The organism is Amycolatopsis halotolerans (genome assembly GCF_042647905.1).
GTDB classification, from domain to species: domain Bacteria; phylum Actinomycetota; class Actinomycetes; order Mycobacteriales; family Pseudonocardiaceae; genus Amycolatopsis; species Amycolatopsis halotolerans.
The window spans coordinates 44,197-63,189 of sequence record NZ_JBHRWI010000080.1 but is presented as its reverse complement, the minus strand read 5'-3'; the positions used below and the strand labels follow the sequence as shown (position 1 = coordinate 63,189).

Annotated in this window: 20 protein-coding genes; 10 read left to right on the top strand and 10 right to left on the bottom strand. The window is 69.4% G+C overall.

The features are described 5' to 3' along the window. The first annotated feature begins 405 nt into the window (after nucleotides 1–405). From ACFORO_RS45950 to ACFORO_RS45940, 3 genes are all read left to right on the top strand, one after another. A complete protein-coding gene (locus ACFORO_RS45950) occupies nucleotides 406–1,440 on the top strand; it encodes a fatty acid desaturase family protein (protein WP_354749337.1) in 1,035 nt (344 codons plus the stop codon). Between the two features lie 10 nt (nucleotides 1,441–1,450). Next, entirely contained in the window at nucleotides 1,451–2,497 is a 1,047-nt protein-coding gene (locus ACFORO_RS45945) for an MBL fold metallo-hydrolase (RefSeq protein ID WP_377870711.1), read from the top strand. Between the two features lie 246 nt (nucleotides 2,498–2,743). Beyond that, nucleotides 2,744–2,998, top strand: coding sequence for a Smr/MutS family protein (locus ACFORO_RS45940; RefSeq protein WP_116206099.1), 255 nt, complete (start codon nucleotides 2,744–2,746; stop codon nucleotides 2,996–2,998). A 21-nt stretch (nucleotides 2,999–3,019) separates the two neighbouring features. Here ACFORO_RS45940 and hsaB read toward each other — a convergent pair whose 3' ends face one another. From hsaB to ACFORO_RS45915, 5 genes are read right to left on the bottom strand one after another with little or no spacing between them, the layout of a single operon-like run. After that, nucleotides 3,020–3,607 carry a 3-hydroxy-9,10-secoandrosta-1,3,5(10)-triene-9,17-dione monooxygenase reductase subunit gene (gene hsaB / locus ACFORO_RS45935; RefSeq protein WP_354749335.1) on the bottom strand — a complete coding sequence of 196 codons (588 nt, stop codon included), beginning with the start codon at nucleotides 3,605–3,607 and terminating at the stop codon, nucleotides 3,020–3,022. Continuing rightward, on the bottom strand, nucleotides 3,604–4,503 hold the full coding sequence (hsaC, locus tag ACFORO_RS45930; RefSeq protein WP_354749333.1) for an iron-dependent extradiol dioxygenase HsaC: 900 nt from the start codon (nucleotides 4,501–4,503) through the stop codon (nucleotides 3,604–3,606). The genes hsaB and hsaC overlap by 4 nt, the downstream gene beginning before the upstream one ends. Beyond that, complete coding sequence (gene hsaD, locus ACFORO_RS45925; protein WP_377870712.1) at nucleotides 4,503–5,348, bottom strand: 4,5:9,10-diseco-3-hydroxy-5,9,17-trioxoandrosta-1(10),2-diene-4-oate hydrolase; 846 nt, start codon at nucleotides 5,346–5,348, stop codon at nucleotides 4,503–4,505. Before hsaD ends, hsaC begins: the two co-directional genes overlap by 1 nt. Then, nucleotides 5,348–6,526 carry a 3-hydroxy-9,10-secoandrosta-1,3,5(10)-triene-9,17-dione monooxygenase oxygenase subunit gene (gene hsaA, locus ACFORO_RS45920; protein ID WP_354749329.1) on the bottom strand — a complete coding sequence of 393 codons (1,179 nt, stop codon included), beginning with the start codon at nucleotides 6,524–6,526 and terminating at the stop codon, nucleotides 5,348–5,350. Before hsaA ends, hsaD begins: the two co-directional genes overlap by 1 nt. Nucleotides 6,527–6,558: 32 nt before the next feature. Next, nucleotides 6,559–8,145, bottom strand: a complete 1,587-nt coding sequence (locus ACFORO_RS45915; protein ID WP_377870713.1) for an FAD-binding protein — start codon at nucleotides 8,143–8,145, stop codon at nucleotides 6,559–6,561. A 100-nt stretch (nucleotides 8,146–8,245) separates the two neighbouring features. Between ACFORO_RS45915 and kstD the strand changes: the two genes are divergently transcribed. Genes kstD through ACFORO_RS45885 form a run of 6 tightly spaced genes read left to right on the top strand, consistent with a single transcriptional unit; the run spans nucleotide 8,246 to nucleotide 13,742 of the window. Continuing rightward, nucleotides 8,246–9,922, top strand: coding sequence for a 3-oxosteroid 1-dehydrogenase (gene kstD, locus ACFORO_RS45910; protein ID WP_354749325.1), 1,677 nt, complete (start codon nucleotides 8,246–8,248; stop codon nucleotides 9,920–9,922). Continuing rightward, nucleotides 9,919–11,094, top strand: coding sequence for a Rieske 2Fe-2S domain-containing protein (locus ACFORO_RS45905; RefSeq protein ID WP_377870714.1), 1,176 nt, complete (start codon nucleotides 9,919–9,921; stop codon nucleotides 11,092–11,094). The genes kstD and ACFORO_RS45905 overlap by 4 nt, the downstream gene beginning before the upstream one ends. Beyond that, complete coding sequence (locus tag ACFORO_RS45900) at nucleotides 11,091–11,357, top strand: hypothetical protein (RefSeq protein ID WP_377870715.1); 267 nt, start codon at nucleotides 11,091–11,093, stop codon at nucleotides 11,355–11,357. Before ACFORO_RS45905 ends, ACFORO_RS45900 begins: the two co-directional genes overlap by 4 nt. Next, nucleotides 11,350–12,375 (top strand): 2Fe-2S iron-sulfur cluster-binding protein, encoded by a 1,026-nt coding sequence (locus ACFORO_RS45895; RefSeq protein WP_377870716.1) that lies wholly within the window; start codon nucleotides 11,350–11,352, stop codon nucleotides 12,373–12,375. The genes ACFORO_RS45900 and ACFORO_RS45895 overlap by 8 nt, the downstream gene beginning before the upstream one ends. An 11-nt stretch (nucleotides 12,376–12,386) precedes the next feature. After that, entirely contained in the window at nucleotides 12,387–13,247 is an 861-nt protein-coding gene (locus tag ACFORO_RS45890) for a MaoC/PaaZ C-terminal domain-containing protein (RefSeq protein WP_377870717.1), read from the top strand. Nucleotides 13,248–13,274: 27 nt separating this feature from the next. Next, nucleotides 13,275–13,742, top strand: a complete 468-nt coding sequence (locus ACFORO_RS45885; RefSeq protein WP_354749317.1) for a riboflavin kinase — start codon at nucleotides 13,275–13,277, stop codon at nucleotides 13,740–13,742. 339 nt (nucleotides 13,743–14,081) lie between these two features. Here the strand turns inward: ACFORO_RS45885 and ACFORO_RS45880 are convergent, their stop codons facing one another. Continuing rightward, nucleotides 14,082–14,639, bottom strand: coding sequence for a DUF5134 domain-containing protein (locus tag ACFORO_RS45880; RefSeq protein ID WP_377870718.1), 558 nt, complete (start codon nucleotides 14,637–14,639; stop codon nucleotides 14,082–14,084). A gap of 159 nt (nucleotides 14,640–14,798) precedes the next feature. Here ACFORO_RS45880 and ACFORO_RS45875 point away from each other — a divergent pair, with 159 nt between their 5' ends. Further along, entirely contained in the window at nucleotides 14,799–15,362 is a 564-nt protein-coding gene (locus tag ACFORO_RS45875; protein WP_377870719.1) for a dihydrofolate reductase family protein, read from the top strand. On the opposite strand, the gene ACFORO_RS45870 is transcribed toward ACFORO_RS45875, so the two are convergent. From ACFORO_RS45870 to ACFORO_RS45855, 4 genes are read right to left on the bottom strand one after another with little or no spacing between them, the layout of a single operon-like run. Next, complete coding sequence (locus ACFORO_RS45870; RefSeq protein WP_377870720.1) at nucleotides 15,350–16,522, bottom strand: lipid-transfer protein; 1,173 nt, start codon at nucleotides 16,520–16,522, stop codon at nucleotides 15,350–15,352. The genes ACFORO_RS45875 and ACFORO_RS45870 overlap by 13 nt on opposite strands. Further along, a complete protein-coding gene (locus ACFORO_RS45865) occupies nucleotides 16,519–16,917 on the bottom strand; it encodes a MaoC family dehydratase (RefSeq protein WP_377870721.1) in 399 nt (132 codons plus the stop codon). Before ACFORO_RS45865 ends, ACFORO_RS45870 begins: the two co-directional genes overlap by 4 nt. After that, complete coding sequence (locus tag ACFORO_RS45860; RefSeq protein WP_377870723.1) at nucleotides 16,914–17,822, bottom strand: bifunctional MaoC family dehydratase N-terminal/OB-fold nucleic acid binding domain-containing protein; 909 nt, start codon at nucleotides 17,820–17,822, stop codon at nucleotides 16,914–16,916. Before ACFORO_RS45860 ends, ACFORO_RS45865 begins: the two co-directional genes overlap by 4 nt. After that, a complete protein-coding gene (locus tag ACFORO_RS45855) occupies nucleotides 17,819–18,991 on the bottom strand; it encodes an acyl-CoA dehydrogenase family protein (protein WP_344268519.1) in 1,173 nt (390 codons plus the stop codon). The genes ACFORO_RS45860 and ACFORO_RS45855 overlap by 4 nt, the downstream gene beginning before the upstream one ends. Nucleotides 18,992–18,993 lie beyond the last annotated feature (2 nt).

Genomic DNA, 18,993 nt, shown 5'->3' with positions numbered 1-18,993 from the left:
GGGCCGTGCGCACTGCCCCTCCGCACGCCGACTTAAAGGCGATCCCGCCCGCGACGACGAAGTCGGCGCCATCAAACACAGCTTGCCGAGCCAGCCCCCCTACTCAGCCCCGACCACCCGCTCACCCACCCAGCCCCCGACCACCCAGGCACCCAGGCACCCACCCATCCCCCAGACCACCCACCCCCCGACACCCCCGACTCCGCCGAAGGATGGAAATTTTTTTCGCACCAGCCCTACCCCGCCTCCCCCACCACCCCCCGACAAACCCCCAGCTCAACCCCCCTCCACCCCCGTGAACAGCGCACCTTCGAGAAGGCACAGACGCATGGTGGGGACAACCCCAGCACGATCCGTCGGGTCTGCAGGTTTCCCGCCGGGGCGCCGCGCCGCAATACTCCCCCCGTGACCACCGACAAGCTCGTCCTCCCCTCGCCCCCACGGCCGGGAAGCGACTTCGCCCGGCTCTGCCGCCGGATTTCCGACGCCGGTCTGCTTGACCGGCGTCCCGGCTACTACACCGCCCGAATCGCGCTCGTGACCGTGCTGTTCGCGGGAGGCTGGGTCGCGTTCGCGCTGCTCGGCGACTCGTGGTGGCAGCTGGCTGTGGCCGCGTTCCAGGCTTTCATGTTCGGGCAGATCGCCCTGCTTTCGCACGATCTGGCGCATCGCCAGGTGTTCCGGACGCGTCGTCCGGCGGAGATCGCCGGGCGGCTGGCCGGGAATCTCGGCATCGGGATGAGTTACGGGTGGTGGATGGACAAGCACACCCGGCACCACGCCAACCCGAATCACGAGGAATTGGACCCGGACGTCGACCCGGACGTTCTCGTCTGGTCTCAGCGGCAGGCTCGCGAGGCTCGCGGGGTGCCCCGGTTCATCGGCCGGCACCAGGCGTTCCTGTTCTTCCCGCTGCTCACCCTCGAAGGCCTCAACCTGCACTTCTCCGGCATCCGCGCGGTCGCTCGCCCGGGTCTGCGCCGTCGCGGGCTCGAGGCGGCGTTGCTGTTCACCCATATCGCGGTCTACCTCGCCGCGCTGTTCATCGTCCTGCCGCCGGGTCTGGCGCTGCTGTTTTTCGCGGTTCACCAGGGGCTGTGGGGCGTCTACATGGGTTCGATCTTCGCGCCGAACCACAAGGGCATGCCGACGCTGACCGGCAAGACGGATCTGGACTTCCTGCGCAAGCAGGTGCTTACCTCGCGCAACGTCGCGGGCGGGCCGGTGATCGACGTCCTGCTCGGCGGCCTCAACCACCAGATCGAGCATCACCTGTTCCCGAGCATGCCGTCGGTGCATCTGCGCCGGGCTCAGCCGATGGTGGAGGCGTACTGCGCGGAGATCGGCATCTCGTACCTGCGGACGGGTCTGGTGTCGTCGTACCGGCAGACCTTGAAGCACCTGCACGAAGCTGGGGCCCCTCTCAGGAAGGCTTCGTAGACTTGGCGGCATGACGTTCCAAGCACTGACTCCGGCGGCCTTCGGCGCGAAGGCGGCCGGAGCACGTGCCGAGCGGATGCGCCAGTCTCCGCAGTTCGCCGACGGCATGTTCCACAACGGCGCCACGACTCGCGCGACGCCCTCCTCCCCCGGAGCGCTCGTGCGCGAGTTCCTGTTCGGCGAGGACCGCACCCGTCGTCGTCCGGGCGGTGCGGTCCCGTTGATCTCCGCGCCCGCCACCTCGGCCGAGGGTCTTTTCCTTACCTGGTACGGACACGCGTCCACGCTGGTGGAGATCGACGGTGCGCGGGTGCTGTGCGATCCGGTGTGGGGCGAGCGGGTTTCGCCCGTCGCCTTCGCCGGGCCGCGGCGGCTGCACGCTCCCCCGGTTTCGTTGCGCGAGCTGGGCCGGCTGGACGCGATCGTGATCTCCCACGACCACTACGACCATCTGGACCTGCCCACCGTCCGCGCGTTGATCGCGCTGACCGACGCGCCGTTTCTGGTTCCGCTCGGCGTCGGCGCGCACCTCGAACGGTGGCACGTCCCGGCCGCGCGGATCATCGAACTCGACTGGCACGAGGACGCTTTCGTGGCCGGGATCCGGTTCGTCGCCACGCCCGCGCAGCATTTCTCCGGCCGCGGCCTCGCGAACGACAGCACGCTGTGGGCGTCGTGGGTGATCGCCGGTGCGGAGCATCGCGTCTTCTACAGCGGCGACACCGGGTATTTCGCCGGTTTCGCCGAGATCGGCGCGAAGTACGGGCCGTTCGACGCGACGCTCGTCCAGGTCGGCGCGTATGCCCCGCACTGGCCGGACATCCACATGACGCCGGAGGAGGGCGTCGCCGCGCACCTGGACGTGCGCGGCGGGCTGCTGGTCCCGGTGCACTGGGCGACGTTCACCCTCGCCATGCACACCTGGACGGATCCCGCGGACCGGGTGTGGCGGGAGGCCAAGGCCAACGACCTCCCGCTCGCGATCCCGAAGCCGGGGCAGCGGATCGACGCGTCCGCCCCGCCGCCCGTGGACGGATGGTGGCAGACCCTGGGCTGACCGACGGTTCCGCCGGCGCCGGGACCCGGCCGCGCTGGTCCACGCCGTCACGAGCGGACCCGACTGGCGTGCCGACGACCTGCTGCGGGCGTCCGAACAGACCCCGCTCCGCGTGGTCCAGGGCGGCGGTCCCCCGGACGCCTTGACGGTGCTGGGATTGCTCGGCCGCACCGCCCGCGTGCGCCGGGCCGCGCTCGCGTGCCTCGAACCGGCATCACCACGCAGGACGTGGGGTAGGAATGAGGAATGAAGCTCAAGCTCGATCTTCACGACATCTACAACCGCGGCGGAGAGATCGACAAGGCGTTGCGCGCGGTCATCGACGAGGCGGTCGCGAAGAAGGCGCCGCTCGTGGAGATCATTCCGGGCAAGGGGTCCGGGCAACTGAAGAAGCACGTGCTGCGGTTCCTGGAGCGCAAGGACGTCAAGGCGCTCTACCACCGCGTCGAGAAGGACAAAGACAACTTCGGGCGGGTGTTCGTGCACTTCCGCTGGAAGTGACGCGATCACCCGCCCGAAGCGTCAGAGCCAGTCGTCCGGGCGGGGCCAGGGCATGAGCGCGGTGAGCGCGTCCGGCACCGGTTCGGTGACTGTGTAGCGGCCGCGGTGGAACAGCAGCGGGCGGGCGTCGGACGTCTCGCCCAGCGCGGTCACCCGGCCGACCACTACGTAGTGGTCCCCCGCCGGGTGGACGGCCTGCACTTCGCAGTCCACCCAGGTCAGGGCTCCGTCCAGCAGCGGCGCACCCGAGGGAGCGGGCTGCCAGGACACTCCGGAGAACTTGTCGCCGCCGCGGCGGCCGAACTCGGCGCAGACCGCTTGCTGGTCTTCGGCAAGCACGTTCACCGCGAACGTGCCCGCCGCGGCCAGCGCGGGCCAGGTCCGCGACGTCCGGGCGACGCAGAACAGGACCAGCGGCGGGTCCAGCGACAACGCCGCGAAGGACTGGCAGGCGAAGCCCACCGGCCCGGTCGGCGCGGGCGAACTGGCGTAATCGGCCAAGGTCGGAGAGCCCTCGACGTAACCGGTCACCACGGTCACGCCGGTGCAGAAATGGCCCAGCACCTCGCGGAACCGGTCCGGCACTGCCTCCGGAACGGCGGCTGTCATTGCGATCCCACCGAGAAGTCGTGGCCCCACAACGAAACCGCAGTGCTCTCGCGGGCGATCCAGTCCTCGTCCTCGACCTGACGGCCTTCGCAGCCGAACTCGACGTCGAAGCCGCCGGGGGTCTTCATGTAGAACGACAGCATCAGGTCGTTCACGTGCCGGCCCAGCGTCGCCGACATCGGGACGTTCTTGCGCTTCGCGCGGTCCAGGCACAACCCGACGTCGTCGGTCTCCTCGACCTCCACCATCAGGTGCACGATCCCGCTCGGCGTCGGCATCGGCAGGAACGCCAGGCTGTGGTGCCGCGGGTTGCAGCCGAAGAACCGCAGCCACGCCGGGTCGCCGTCGGCCGGACGGCCCACCATCTGCGGCGGCAGGCGCATCGAGTCGCGGAGCCGGAAGCCCAGCACGTCCCGGTAGAACCGCAGCGCCGCCTCGTCGTCGTGGGTCGACAAAACCACGTGGCCCAAGCCCTGCTCGCCGGTGACGAAGCGGTGCCCGTACGGGCTCACCACCCGCCGGTGCTGCAGCGCGACCCCGTGGAACACCTCCAGGGTGTTGCCCGACGGATCGGTGAAGCTGATCATCTCCGCGACGCGGCGGTCGGCCAGCTCGTCGGGCGTGCCTTCCTTGTACGGCACCGAAGCCGCGTCGAGCCGGGTGCGGACCTCGTCCAGTTCGGCGGCGTTGGCCGCTTCCCAGCCCGCTACCGACAAGCGGTCCTTCTCCCCCGGCACGATCACCAATCGCGCCGGGAAATCGTCCATGCGCAGGTAGAGCGCGTTCGGGTCGGTGCCCGAACCCTCCACCATGCCGAGCACCTTCAGCCCGTAGACGCGCCAGGCGTCCATGTCCGTGGCTTCGATGCGCAGATATCCCAGCGAACGGATAGCCATCACGAACTCCCGAGGAAGTCGAGGGCGAGTCGGTTGAACTCGTCGAACTTCTCCAGCTGCGCCCAGTGGCCGCAGCCGCCGAACACGTGCAGTTGCGCACGCGGAATCGTCTTCAGCGCGAGCAGAGCGCCGTCGAGCGGGTTGACCCGGTCCTCCCGGCCCCACACGAGCAAGACCCGCTGGCGGAGGCGGTAAGCCTCGCGCCACAACATGCCTTCCTCGAAGGAATCCGGCAGGCTGAACGATTTGCCCATCGCCCGCATCGCGGCGATCGACTCCGGCGAACGCGCGATCTCGAAGCGTTCGTCGATCAGCTCGTCGGTCACCAACGCCTGGTCGTGCACCATGATCCGGAGGAACGCTTCCATCCGCTCCCGGGTCGGATCCCCGGCGAACCGGGACAGCAGCCGCACGCCTTCGGTGGGATCCGGGGCGAACAGGTTGACGCTCAGCCCGCCCGCGCCCATCAGCACCAGCCGTCCCGCGCGTCCGGGATGGTTCAGCGCGAGCCGGACCGCCGCGCCCGCGCCGAGCGAGTTGCCGACGATGTGCGCTTTCTCGATGCCGAGCTGGTCCATCAGGCCGACGACCGCGTCCGAGCTGTGCCGGAAGTACTGCGGGTGCTCAGTCGGCTTGTCGGACCGGCCGAACCCCGGCTGGTCGATCGCCAGTGTCCGATAAGACTTTCCGAACACCGGCAGGTTCCGGCCGAAGTTGCTCCACGCCGAGGCACCGGGGCCGCCGCCGTGCAGCAGCAGCACCGTCTCGGCGTTCTCCGCGCCGGATTCGTGGTAGTGCAGGCGAATGCCGCCCGCAGTGTCTACATAGGAACCTTCGGGTGCCATCAGACCATCGCATTCTCGACGGGCAAGCCGAACTCGCCGGTGCCGAACATGACGTACGCGCGTTCCGCGTCGTTCGCCGCGTGCACCCGGCCCGCGTGCGCGTCGCGCCAGAAGCGCTGGATCGGCGTGCCCCGCTGCAGCGCGCGGCCGCCGGAGTTCTCGAAAAGCCGGTCGATCGCGGAGATCGCCCGCTCGGTGCCGCGCACCTGGTCCCGGCGCACCCGCAACCGCGTGCTGAACGGCAGCTTCTCGCCCTTGCGGGCCAACTGGTACAGCTCGTCGATGTTGTGCGTCAGCTGCAGCCAGGCCGCGTCGATCTCGCTGCTCGCTTCCGCGATCCGCACCTTCGAGAACGGGTCCTCTTTGGACTGTTCGCCCGCGTACGCCGCCCGCACCCGCTTGCCCTGGTGCTCCACGTGCGCGTCGTACGCGCCCTGCGCCATCCCGATGATCGGCGCGGTGATGGTGCTCGGGTGCACGGAGCCGTACGGCAGCCGGTACAGCGGGCCCGGGTTGACTTCCTGGCCCGGGGTCTTGCACTTCGACGTCGCCATGAAGCTCAGCGCGCGGTGCTTGGGCACGAACACGTCCTCGACGACGATGTCGTTGGACCCGGTGCCGCGCAGCCCGACCGTGTCCCAGACGTCCACAATGGAGTAGTCCGAGATCGGCACGAGATACGTGCAGAAGTCCACCGGCTTGCCGTCGGCGAACGCGGGCCCGCCCAGCAGCACCCACGTGCAGTGGTCGCTTCCGGACGAGAAGCTCCACCGCCCGGACAGCCGGTAGCCGCCCTCGACGACGGTCGCCTTGCCCATCGGCGCGTAGGAAGAAGAAATCCGCACGTCGCGACCCTCACCGCCTTCGCCCCACACGTCCTCCTGGGCTTGCGCGTCGAACAACGCGACGTGCCACGGGTGCACGCCGAGAATCGACGCGACCCAGCCGGTGGACCCGCAGGCGCTCGCGATGAGCTTGACCGCGGTGTAGAAGGTGACCGGGTCGGCTTCCAAGCCGCCGTACGGTTTCGGTTGCAGCAGGCGGAAAAATCCGGTCTCCTGCAGCGCTTTCACTGATTCGGCGGGGATCCGACGGGCGTCCTCGGTCTCCTGTGCGCGTTCCCGCAGCACGGGAAGAAGGTCGCGCACCCCCGCGATCACGGCAGCCAGCTCGCTCATCGGCCGTCCTCTCTCGCTCGACACGCTCAAGACTAGAACACGTTCTCGTTTTTGTCGACGCGGTCTGTGCCGCGCGCGCCGTGCAACCCGGCCCGGCGGCCGGAAAACACGCAGTCAGCCAGCGAAAGACCGCTCACATACGACCTGGAACAGATTCCCACCGCGGTGCGCCCGGCGGCGTAAAGACCGCGTACGCCGGTCACCGCGCCGGTGTCCTCGTCGACCACCAGGCCGCCCAGCGTCAGCATCGGGCAGGGGTAGCCGAGGTTGGGTTTCACCGACACGTCGATCAGCGAGTACGGCGGCGTGTCCAGCGGCCGCGCGAAGTCCGCCGGTTTGCCCGCCGGGTCCGGACCGCGCTGGTACTCGGTGTACGTCGCCGCGAGCCCGGCCGGGTCGATTCCGGCCCGTGCGGCCACTTCTTCGAGAGTCCCCGCGGTCACCCGACCCTTGCCCAGCAGGTAGCGCAGCTGAAGCGTCGCGAACCATTGGCCTTGTTTTCGCCCGTCCCGCCGGGCTTCGGCGACGATCGGCTCGTCGACCAGCAGCCAGCCGCGTCCGCCGTGCTCGGCGATCATGCGCTCGCCGATCGCCGCGCCGTACCGGGATTCGTCGATGATCCGCCGTCCGTCCGCGCCGACCAGCAGCCCGCCGAGAAACGCCGACGGCGGCGTCAGAAACCGCCACGCCGACACCCGGTCCAGCTCCGCCGTGCGCCCGCCGACCTCGACCCCCATCTGGATACCGGAACCGTCGTCGGCGGAGGTCCCGAGATCCAGCCCGCCGCGATACGCGGGCGCGTGCTCGCGCACCATCGCCCGGTTCACGATGAACCCGCCAGCCGCCAGCACCACGCCCCGCCGCGCACTAATCCGCAGCTCACGCGCGTGCTTGCGCTCAATCCGCTCCACCCGCTGATGCAGCGACCGACGCAGCGGAGGCACGTAAATGCCCGGCTTGGCCGCCCAATCCGCGAGCCGCGCATGCCGCGCCCGCACCCACGAAGGCGCGTCCCGCAGACTGCGCGTGAGCACTCCGGTGACCGTGCCGGAGTCGTCAGTGATCAGGTTCGTCGCCTGCGTCTGCGGCAGCACCTGCACCCCGCGCTCGCGAGCCGCCGCCAGCAACTGCTTCATCAGCAGCTTCCCGGACGTGCCCGGCCCCTTGACCCGGTGTCCGCGCGGTGCGGGTTTCGCCACGTCGCGGAAGCCGCCGGACAGTTCGCTGCCGGAGTAATACAGGTAATGCTTGTTGCTGGGATACGACGTCTTGTAGTCGCACATGCTGCCCTCGAACGGCACGCCTTGCCGCTCCAGCCACGACACCATGTCGACGCTTTCCTCGCAGAACCGCCGCAACGTCCGTTCCGACACGACGTCGCCGGTTTCCATCCGCAGGTACGCGTACATCGCGTCCACGCTGTCGTCGACGCCCGCCGCGCGCTGCTGCGGCGTCCCTCCCCCGGCGTAGACCACGCCGCCGCTCACGCGACTGGCCCCGCCGCCGGAGAACCGGTCGACCAGCAGCACCTCGGCGCCCGCGTCGGCCGCTTCGATGGCCGCGCACACGCCGGCCGCGCCGGCTCCGATGATCACGACGTCCGCCCCGAGCTCGTCCATAGTCCGCCACCCTAGAACTGGAACACGTTCTCGTCTATGGTGACGGAAGTGGCCCCGAGCAGGCCAGCTTTATCCGATAACACGTTGCATGTGAGGTGGCATGTCGGACGAGTACGACGTGGTGGTGGCCGGCAGCGGCGCCGCCGGGATGACCGCCGCGCTCGCCGCCGCCCATCGCGGCCTTTCCGTGGTGGTGCTGGAAAAGGCAGCCTGCTTCGGCGGTTCGACCGCCCGCTCCGGCGGGGGCGTCTGGCTGCCCGGCAACCACGCGCTGCGGGCCGCGGGCATCGAAGAACCGCCCGAACGCGCGAGGCAGTACCTGGAATCGATCGTCGGCGACGTCGTGCCGGAGCGGTTGCGCACGACCTTCCTCGACCACGGTCCTGAGGTGCTGGAGTTCGTCACGCGGAACACGCCGCTGGAGTTCCAGTGGGTTCCCGGGTACAGCGACTACCACCCCGAGGCGCCCGGCGGACGTCCCGGCGGCCGGTCCGTGGAGCCGAAGGCGCTCGACGGCAAGCTGCTCGGCGCGGACCTCGCGCAGCTCGAACCGCCGTACAGCGCGCCGCCGCTCGGCGTGCCGATCACCCAGTCGGACTACCGCTGGCTGAGCCTGATCGCCCGGCATCCGCGCGGGTTCGCCCGGATGCTGTCGCTCGGGATGAAATGGCTGGTCGGGCGGGTCCGCGGACAGCAGCCGCTGTCCATGGGGCAAGCGCTTGCGGCCGGGCTGCGGAAGGGCCTGCGGGACGCTGGCGTCGAAGTTCTGCTGGACACTCCGCTGGTCGATCTGCAGGTGGAAAACGACGTCGTCACCGGCATCGTGGCGCGTCGCGACGGCGAAGAGACGCTGTTCCGCGCGCGTCGCGGAGTGGTGCTGGCCTGCGGCGGCTTCGAGCACAACGAAGAGATGCGCACCAAGTACCAGCGCGCGCCGATCGGCACCGAATGGACCGTCGGCGCGGAGGCGAACACCGGCGACGGCATCAACGCCGGGCTCAAGCTCGGCGCGGCCACCGACCTGATGGACGACGCCTGGTGGGGCCCGTCGTTCCCGCTCACCGGCGGCCCGTGGTTCGCGCTCGCCGAGCGCTCCCGGCCCGGATGCCTGATGGTCGACGCCGGCGGCACGCGGTTCGTCAACGAATCCGCACCGTACGTCGAGGCCGTGCACGCGATGTACGGCGACGGCGACGGCCCCGGCAAGCACGTCCCCGCGTGGCTGGTGTTCGACCAGCGCTACCGCGACCGCTACCTGTTCACCGGCCTCGGCCCGCGGCAGCCGCTGCCCGGGCGCTGGTACAAAGCCGGGATCGTGGCGAAGTCCGCGACGCTGGCCGGGCTCGCCGAGAAGATCGACGTGCCCGCCGATGCCCTGGAGCAGACCGTCACGCGGTTCAACGGCTTCGCGCGCAAGGGCGTGGACGACGACTTCCAACGCGGGCTCAGCGCCTACGACCACTACTACGGCGACCCGCGCAACCGCCCCAACCCGAGCCTCGGCGAACTCGCCAAGGCCCCGTACTACGCGGTCCGCGTGGTGCCCGGCGACCTGGGCACCAAGGGCGGGCTGCGGATTGACGAAAACGCCCGCGTCCTGCGAGAGGACGGCACAGTCGTGCCCGGCCTCTACGCGGCGGGCAACACCGGCGCGCCGGTGATGGGCCGGACCTACGCCGGACCGGGCGCGACCATCGGCCCGGCGATGGTGTTCGGCTACCTTGCGGCACAGGCGCTGGCGAACGAAGATCAGACCGGCACGGGAGGCAGGCAGTGACGCCGAAGACCGATGGATCCGAGATCCGCACGATCGACGCCGGGGCGCCCCCGGCGCGGTACGCCCGCGGCTGGCACTGCCTCGGGCTCGCCGAGCACTTCCGCGACGGCAAGCCGCACGCGGTCCAGGCGTTCGGCACGAAGCTCGTCGTGTTCGCGGACACCGCCGGGAAGCTGAACGTGCTCGACGGGTACTGCCGGCACATGGGCGGCGACCTGACGCAGGGTTCGGTGAAGGGCGACGAGATCGCCTGCCCGTTCCACGACTGGCGCTGGGGCGGCAACGGCAAGTGCAAGTCGATCCCCTACGCCAAGCGAGTTCCGCTGCGGGCGCGCACGCGGGCGTGGCAGGTGCTGGAGGAGAACAAGCAGCTGTTCGTCTGGCACGACCCGGAGGGCAACCCGCCGCCGGAGAACGTCGTGATCCCGCGCGTCGAGGGCGCGTACAGCGACGAGTGGAGCAACTGGACCTGGGACTCGATCCTCATCGAGAACGCCAACTGCCGCGAGATCATCGACAACGTGGTGGACATGGCGCACTTCTTCTACATCCACTACGCCTTCCCGACGTATTTCAAGAACGTGTTCGAGGGCCACATCGCGACCCAGTACCTCAACACCAAGGGCCGCCCGGACATGGGCATGGCGTCCAATTACGGCGGCGAGGAGAACCTGCTCCGCTCGGAGGCGTCGTACTTCGGCCCCTCCTACATGATCAACTGGCTCGCGAACTCCTTCCAGGGCTTCGAAATCGAGAACGTGCTGATCAACTGCCACTACCCGGTTTCGCCGACGTCGTTCGTGCTGCAGTGGGGCATCATGGTCAAGAAGATGCCCGGCATTTCCGACGAGCACGCGGACAAGATCGCCGGGAAGCTCGCGAAGGGCATCGGCGTCGGATTCCTGCAGGACGTGGAGATCTGGAAGAACAAGACCAAGATCGACAACCCGCTGCTGTGCGAGGAGGACGGCCCGGTCTACCAGCTGCGCCGCTGGTACGACCAGTTCTACGTGGACGCTGCGGACGTCACCGAGGACATGACGCGCCGGTTCGAGTTCGAAGTGGACACCACGAAGGCGAACGAGGTGTGGGCCGCCGAGGTGCAGGAGAATCTCGCGCGCCAGCGGGCGGAGGCCGAGGCGGCGGCTCAGTCGGAGGAGGCTGGGGTGTGACGGCCGAAGCCACCGAATTCCTCACCTCCGGGCTGCGGCCGCACGAGTGCCGCAGCTGCGGAACCTGTGTGCTGGTCAAGAAGAACAGCCTGAAGCACACCAGCATCCAGTGGACCACCGACGCCGCGACCAGCTGCCCGGTGTTCGCCGCGCACGCCGCTTCCGGCGGCAATACCGCGTTGCTGGACACCTGCGAGAAACTCGCGGACAGCATCGACACCGCGGTGCGGGACGGCAATTTCGGGCAGGTGCGCAATGAATGACGTCGTCACGCTCACCGTCACCGAGGTGATCGAGGAAACCGCGGACGCCCGGTCCATTGTGTTCACGGTTCCGGACGAGCATCTCGAGCGGTTCGCCTACTCCCCCGGGCAATTCCTCACCCTGCGGATTCCCAGCGACCAAACGGGTTCCGTCGCGCGGTGCTACTCGCTTTCGAGTGCGCCGCACGAGGGCCGGGTCCAGGTCACGGTGAAGCGAACCGTCGACGGCTACGGCTCGAATTGGGTTTGCGACGAGCTTCGGGCGGGCGCGACGATCGAGGTGCTACGGCCGTCCGGCGTGTTCTGTCCGTCCTCTTTGGACTCGGACTTCCTGTTGTTCGCCGCGGGCAGCGGGATCACGCCGGTGATGTCGATTCTCAAGTCCGCGCTGGAAAAGGGCGACGGTCAGGTGGTGCTGGTTTACGCGAACCGCGACGAGCAGTCGGTGATCTTCGCCGCGGAACTGCGTGAACTGGCCGAGTGGTTCGGCGACCGGCTCACTGTGGTGCATTGGCTGGAAAGCCTGCAGGGCCTGCCGACTGTCACCGCGTTGCGGGCGCTCGCCAAGCCTTACGCGGAGCATGAAGCGTTCCTCTGCGGCCCGGCTCCGTTCATGGCCGCCGCACAGGACGCGTTGCGCGAACTCGGCGCGCCACGGGAACGCGTGCACGTGGAGAAGTTCCATTCGCTCACCGGGAATCCCTTCGAGAGCGAGCCGGAACCTGAGGAAGACACCGGCGGCGAGACCACCGCGCTCACCGTCGACCTCGACGGCGAGACCCGGCAGGTCACCTGGCCGCGGCAGCGGAAGCTGCTCGACCACCTGCTCGCCGAGGGGCTCGACGCGCCGTATTCCTGCCGCGAGGGCCAGTGCAGCGCGTGCGCGTGCCGCATCGTCTCCGGCGAGGTCAAAATGCTGAACAACGAGGTGCTGGACGCCGACGACATCGCCGACGGGATCGTGCTGGCCTGCCAGTCGGTACCGTTGACCGACGAGGTGTCCGTCAGCTACGAGTGAGTGGAGAACCCGTGCCCATCGACCCCGCGGTCGCGATCGGAGCCGATCTCGGCGAGGTCAACTTCGCCTGGACGCCGTCCGACGTGCTGCTGTACCACCTGGCCGTCGGCGCGGGCGCGGATCCGGTGGCCGAGCGCGAACTGCGCTACACCTACGAGCGCGACCTGCGCGTGCTGCCGACTTTCGCCACCGTCGCGGCCAATCTGCGCACCTTCGAGCCGCCCGCGCTGAAGTTCCCCGGCGTCGACGTCGACCTGGCGAAAGTGCTGCACGGCAAGCAGGAGGTCGAACTGCACCGGCCGATCCCGGTCGAGGGCAAGGCGGTCGCGCGGACCCGGATCGCCGACGTCTTCGACAAGGGCAAGGCCGCGGTGCTGGTGCAGGAGACCGAGGTCGCCGACGAGTCCGGCGCTCCATTGTGGACAGCCCGGTCCAGCATCTTCGCCCGCGGCGAGGGCGGCTTCGGCGGCGAACGCGGGCCGTCGGACAAGATCGAGTGGCCCGACCGCGAACCGGACGCCGTGCTCGACGTGCCGACCCTGCCGCAGCAGGCGCTTTTGTACCGGCTGTGCGGCGACCGCAACCCGCTCCACGCCGACCCGGCGTTCGCCGAGGCCGCCGGGTTCGACCGGCCGATCCTGCACGGGCTGTGCACGTACGGCGTGGTCGCGAAGGCCGTGGTCGACGCGTTCCTCGACGGCGATCCCGAGCGCGTCTCGGCATTCGGGACGAAGTTCGCCGGCGTCGTGTTCCCCGGCGAAAACCTGCGCGTGCGCGTGTGGCGCGAAACCGGACGTCTGCTGGTCACGACCACCGCGCCGGAACGCGGCGACGCGCCTGTGCTGGCCGACACAGTGCTCACGCCCCGCTGACCATCGGGACCGTTATACGGTTGTCCCATGGCGGACGAGCGAGACGGCACCTTCTTCGTGGTGCGCGGGCCAGTCGAGCCGGGCGACAAGCGCGGCCGCGAGCTGGGCTTCCCCACCGCGAACATCGCGCTGCGCGACCAGCGCGGCGAACTCGGCGACGGGGTGTGGGCCGGCTGGGCGGAGCGCGCGGACGGCACGCGCGTGGCCGCCGCGGTGTCCGTGGGCCGCCGCCCGACCTACTACGGGGCCGACGGCTACCGGCTGGTCGAGGCCTTCCTGCTCGACTTCGAGGGCGACCTGTACGGCGAACGCCTCACCGTCTGGCTCGGCAAGCACCTGCGGGAGCAGCAGGGGTTCGGTTCCGCGCAGGAGCTGATCGACGCGCTGGGCCGGGACGTGGCCGCCGCTCGCGAGTGGGTCGCCGCGCATCCGGCGGACACGCTGCCGACGCTGGCGGAACTGCCGCCGGACGGCGAAGTCCAGCGGCTCGGCTGATTCGCCGGGGCTCGCCCGCCGGGCTGACTCGCCGGGGTTCGCTGGCCGAGCTGATTCACGCTGGCTGATCCCGCCGGGTTTGATTCGCACGGCGGCGAGCAGCACGACACCCATGCCTGCTGACGCCCTGCCAAAGCTGGCCGAGCACCCTCCGCGTGCAAGAATCCCCGCCGGAACGGCGAAGCTCAGCGGCTGGGCTAATTCCGCCGGACTAATCCGCCGGGACTAGTCCACCGAGGCTGATCCCGCCGGGTTTGATTCACACTGGCTGGTTCGCCGGGCTGATTCACGCTGACTGCACCCGATTCGAGCAGCCGCGCCGATTCCCGCCAGGTTGAGTCAGACCGCGGCGAGAAGCATGACTCCCATGCCCGCGCCCATCGCCGCACGGCACAGCGTGCGCGACGCGTGCCCCGGCACCGTCGTGCCGCGCGACCGCATCGCCACCACGCCCGAGCGGACCGCGTCCACCGCGAAGTAGGCCGCCGCGCCGAGCGCGACCACCGGCCACGCCAGCCTGGTGTCCATTGTGGACATCGTCATCCACGGCCCGTGCACCATGCCGCCGTGCGGCATCGCGGTGACCATGTACAGCATCGCCGCCGCCGACAGCGCGTGGTGCACACAGCTGTGTCCCTCGGCGCGCCCTCGCCAGGCGGAGAAAGCGAACCAGCCCGCGGTCAGCACCAGCACGGCCTGCCAGCCCGCGGCCGGGATCGGACCGCCGACCGGGGACAGCATCGCGACCATCGCCACCACCAGCAGCAGCTCGGCGAGGTCGCCGTTGCGCACTCGATGGCCGAGGCTGACGTAGTCGAGCTTCACCAGCCGCAGCACGCACGGCAGCGCCAGCAACGCGAACAGCGCGGTGAACAGCCAGGCCAGCGGCACACTCACCTCGGCACCTCACTCATCCGGACACGCTGCGTCACACGGGCCTTACCACCGTGACACGCGCGAGGCCGGAGGCACCAGCCAGCAATGAGGTGATCCGCGTTGACCCACAAGGACTATGCGCGGGCCGACAAGCCCAGCTCAGGCCGCTATATTCGGCCGATGCGCCCGCTTCGGTACTCCATCAACGTCACGCTGGACGGCTGCTGCGACCACCTCGCCGGCATCGCGCCGGACGAGGAGATGCACCGGCATTCGACCGAAATCATCGCCCGCGCCGACGCTCTCCTCTTCGGCCGCGTGATCTACGAAATGATGGAGGCGGCGTGGCGGCCGTCCGGGCAGTCCGCCGAACGGCCGGACTGGATGGAGCCGTTCGGCCGGACGATCGACGCGGCCAAGAAGTACGTCGTGTCCAGCAAGCTCGAGCGCGTCGACTGGAACGCCGAACTCGTGCGCGGCGATCTGCGGGAAGCGGTGCTGCGGCTCAAAGACCAGCCCGGCAAGGGGTTGTACACCGGCGGCCGGCACCTGCCGCTCGCGTTGGCCGCGATGGGGCTGATCGACGAGTACGAGTTCATCGTGCACCCCCGGATCGCGGGACGCGGGCCGACCTTGTTCGCCGGGCTGCCGGAGCACCTCGACCTGAAGCTCGTGGACCGGAAGGAGTTCTCCTCCGGAGCGGTGGCGATGCGCTATGAACCGAAGCCTCCTCAGCGAGCCTGAGTCAAGACCAGCCCACTCGTCGGGACGCCGGTTCCGGCCGTGACCACCGCGGTACCGGCGTTGGCGACCTGATTCGCCGCTGTGCCGCGCAGCTGCCGGACCGCCTCGGCGATGCCGTTCATGCCGTGGATGTAGGCCTCGCCAAGCTGGCCGCCGTGCGGGTTGAGCGGCAGCTTCCCCTCGATGGTCAGCGTGTCGCCCGCGATGAAGTCCTTCGCCTCGCCGCGGCCGCAGAACCCCAGTTCCTCCAGCTGCATCAGCACATACGGGGTGAAGTGGTCGTACAGCACCGCGACGTCCACATCGGACGGTCCGATCCCGGACTGGCCCCACAGCTGCCGTCCGACCACGCCCATTTCCGGCAGCGCGGCGAGATCGTCGCGGTAGTAGCTGGTCATCACGTACTGGTCCGGCCCGCTCCCCTGCGCCGCCGCGGCCACCGTCACCGGTGCCTGCCGCAGGTCGCGCGCGCGTTCGAGGCTGGTGATCACCAGCGCGACGCCGCCGTCGCTTTCCTGGCAGCAATCGAGCAGGTGCAACGGTTCCGCGACCCAACGCGAAGCTTGATGCTCCTCCAGCGTGATCGGGCGGCCGTGGAACCAGGCGTTCGGATTGGTCGCCGCGTGCGCCCGGTCGATGACCGCGATCTTGCCGAAATCCTCGCTGGTGGCCCCGTATTCGTGCAGATACCGCTGCGCGACCATGGCCACCGTCGCGGCCGGGGTCGCGATGCCCATCGGGTAGTGGAACGCATTGTCCACACCGGACGTATTCACCTGCTGGGCCGCAGCCGCCGACACACGACCGAACCGCATTCCGGAGCGCTCGTTGAACGCCCGGTACGCGACCACGACGTCGGCGATCCCGCTGGAGACTGCCATAGCCGCCTGCTGCACGGTCGCCGCCGCCGCGCCGCCGCCGTAATGGACGCGGCTGAAGAACGTCAGCTCCGGGATGCCCAGTTCGCGGGCGAGCGCGATTTCCGCGTTGCCGTCCATGGTGAACGACACCATTCCGTCCACATCGGACGGTTTCAGTCCGGCGTCGGCCAGTGCGTGGCTCACGCATTCGGCCGCCAGCCGCAGTTCGCTGCGTCCGGAATCCTTGGAGAACTCCGTCGCGCCGATCCCGGCGATGGCGGTGGTTCCGGTGAACGTCATGCGCCCTCCTCCGGCAGCGTCAGCGAAACCGTGCCGGTCACGTGCGCGCCTAAACTGTCCACAGCGGACACTTCGAGCTCGACGTCGTTGCCCTCGCGGGCGGTGACCCGGCCGGAAAAGGCGAGCGTGTCCCCGGCGTAGCACGGCACGCCGAGCCGGATCTTGATCGAGCGGATGAGCGCCCGCGGACCGGCCCATTCGCTCACGTACCGCTGCACCAGGCCGGTGTCGGTAAGGATGTTGAGGAAGATGTCCTTCGACCCGCGCGCGACCGCGGCGTCCCGGTCGTGGTGCACGTCCTGGAAGTCCCGGGTCGCCAATGCCGTGCTGATCACGAACGTCGGCGTCGCCTCGAGCACCATCGGCGGCAGTTCGGCCCCGACTGCGGCAGTCATCGCGCCACCTTCCACGCGGGCAGGGTCAGGTCGTCGTCGACGCGCACGAACGCGGCGGTCACCGGAAGTCCGATGTGGACCTCGTCCGGTTCGGCGTCCAGCAGTTCGGCCATCACCCGCACGCCTTCCTCCAGTTCCACGAGCGCGACCACGAACGGCAGCCGCTTGCCCGGAACCGCCGGATGGTGGTGCACGACGAAGCTGTAGACCGTTCCGCGCCCGCTGGCGACGACGTAGTCCGGCGTCGTGTCGAGCGATCCGTCCGGCGGCATCGGGCCGGGCGGATGCCGCAGCACCTCGCCCCAGCGCTGGATGCGCAGTTCGCCCTCGCGCAGACCGTCCCAGAAGAACTGGGTGTCGTGGCTGATCACCGGCCGCAGCACCGGCGACGGCGGCGGCTCCGGTTCGCGCGGGCGGAACTTCAGCACGCGGAACACCATGTCCGCCACCAGTTCCCCGTCGACGTACCAATTCGTCCGGGTGGTCACGAACCAGCCCTCGCCGAGCCCGGTGCGCTTCGGGCCGGTGACGTCCTCCAGCACGTTCGTGGTCGAAACGTGTTCGCCGGGCCGGAGATACCGGTGATAGGTCTGCTCGGAGTTGGTGGCCACAATGGACGTGTACCCGGCGTCGTCGAGCACCTGCAGGATCGCGCCGAGCGGGTCGTCGTCGCCGCGCACGCCGTGCAGCCCCGGCATCGTCCACACCTGCGCCATCGCCGGCGGCGCGACGAGTCCCTTGTGGACGCTGGTCTCGGCGAACTCCTCGTCGGTGTAGACCGGATTGGCGTCGCCGATCGCCTCGACCCAGTTGTTCACCATCGCCTGGTTCACCGGATCGCGCGCGTACCTCAGTGCGCTTTCGCCCTGTGCGGCGATTTTCGCGGCGGCTTCCTCGATCGTCATCGCGGCACCCTCGGCAGTTTCAGTCCGGCGGAGGCGATCAATTCGCGCTGGATCTCGCTGACGCCTCCGCCGAACGTCAGCACCAGGTTCCGTTTCGCCAGCACGTCGAGCCATTCGGCGAGTTCGGCGGTGTCCGGGTCGGCGAGGTCGCCGTGCCGCCCGACCAGCTCCTCCAGCAGCCGCCCGATCCGCTGGATTCGCTCGGAGGCGAACACTTTCGTCGCCGAGGCGTCGGCGATCTCGACCGACCCGTGCGCCGCGGCCGCCGCGACCTGCCAGTTCAGCAGTTCGTTGACCCGCGCGACCGCGAACGTCTCGGCCAGCACCGCGCGCACGTCCGGAAGGTCGAGCAGCGCCGCGCCGTCCGGGGTCCGGCGCGCCGCCGCCCACGCCCACACGCGGTCGTGCAGGCCGCCGATGCGCCCGGCCGGACCGAGCATCACGCGCTCGTGGTTGAGCTGCGTGGTGATCAGCCGCCAGCCGCGGTTTTCCTCGCCCACCAGCATGTTCGCCGGCACGCGGACGTTCTCGTAGAACGTCGCGTTGACGTGGTGCGCGCCGTCGCAGGTGATGATCGGCGTCCACGAATAGCCGGGGTCGCGGGTGTCGACGATGAGGATCGAGATGCCCTTGTGCTTCGGCGCGTCCGGGTCGGTGCGCACGGCGAGCCACACGTAGTCCGCGTCGTGGCCGCCGGTGGTGAAGGTTTTCTGGCCGTTGATCACGTAATCGTCGCCGTCGCGCACCGCACGCGTGCGCAGCGAGGCGAGGTCCGTCCCGGCTTCCGGCTCGGTGTAGCCGATGGCGAAGTGCACTTCTCCAGCCAGGATCTTCGGCAGGAACATCGCTTTCTGTTCCTCAGTACCGAAGGCCTGCAAGGTCGGCCCGACCGTCTGCAGGGTCACCGATGGCAGCTGGACATCCGCGCGAGCGGCTTCGTCCACGAAGATGTGCTGCTCGATCTCGCCGAAACCGCCGCCGCCGTACTCCTTGGGCCAGCCCACGCCGAGCTTCCCGTCGCGGCCCATCCGGCGCACGACGTCGCGGTACACCTGGCCGTGCCGCTCGCGCAGCAACGCCCGGCGCTCGTCGGCGGTCAGCAGGCCCGCGAAGTACTCGCGCAGCTGCGCCCGCAGTTCTTGTTGCGCGGCCGTCAGTTCGATGTGCATGT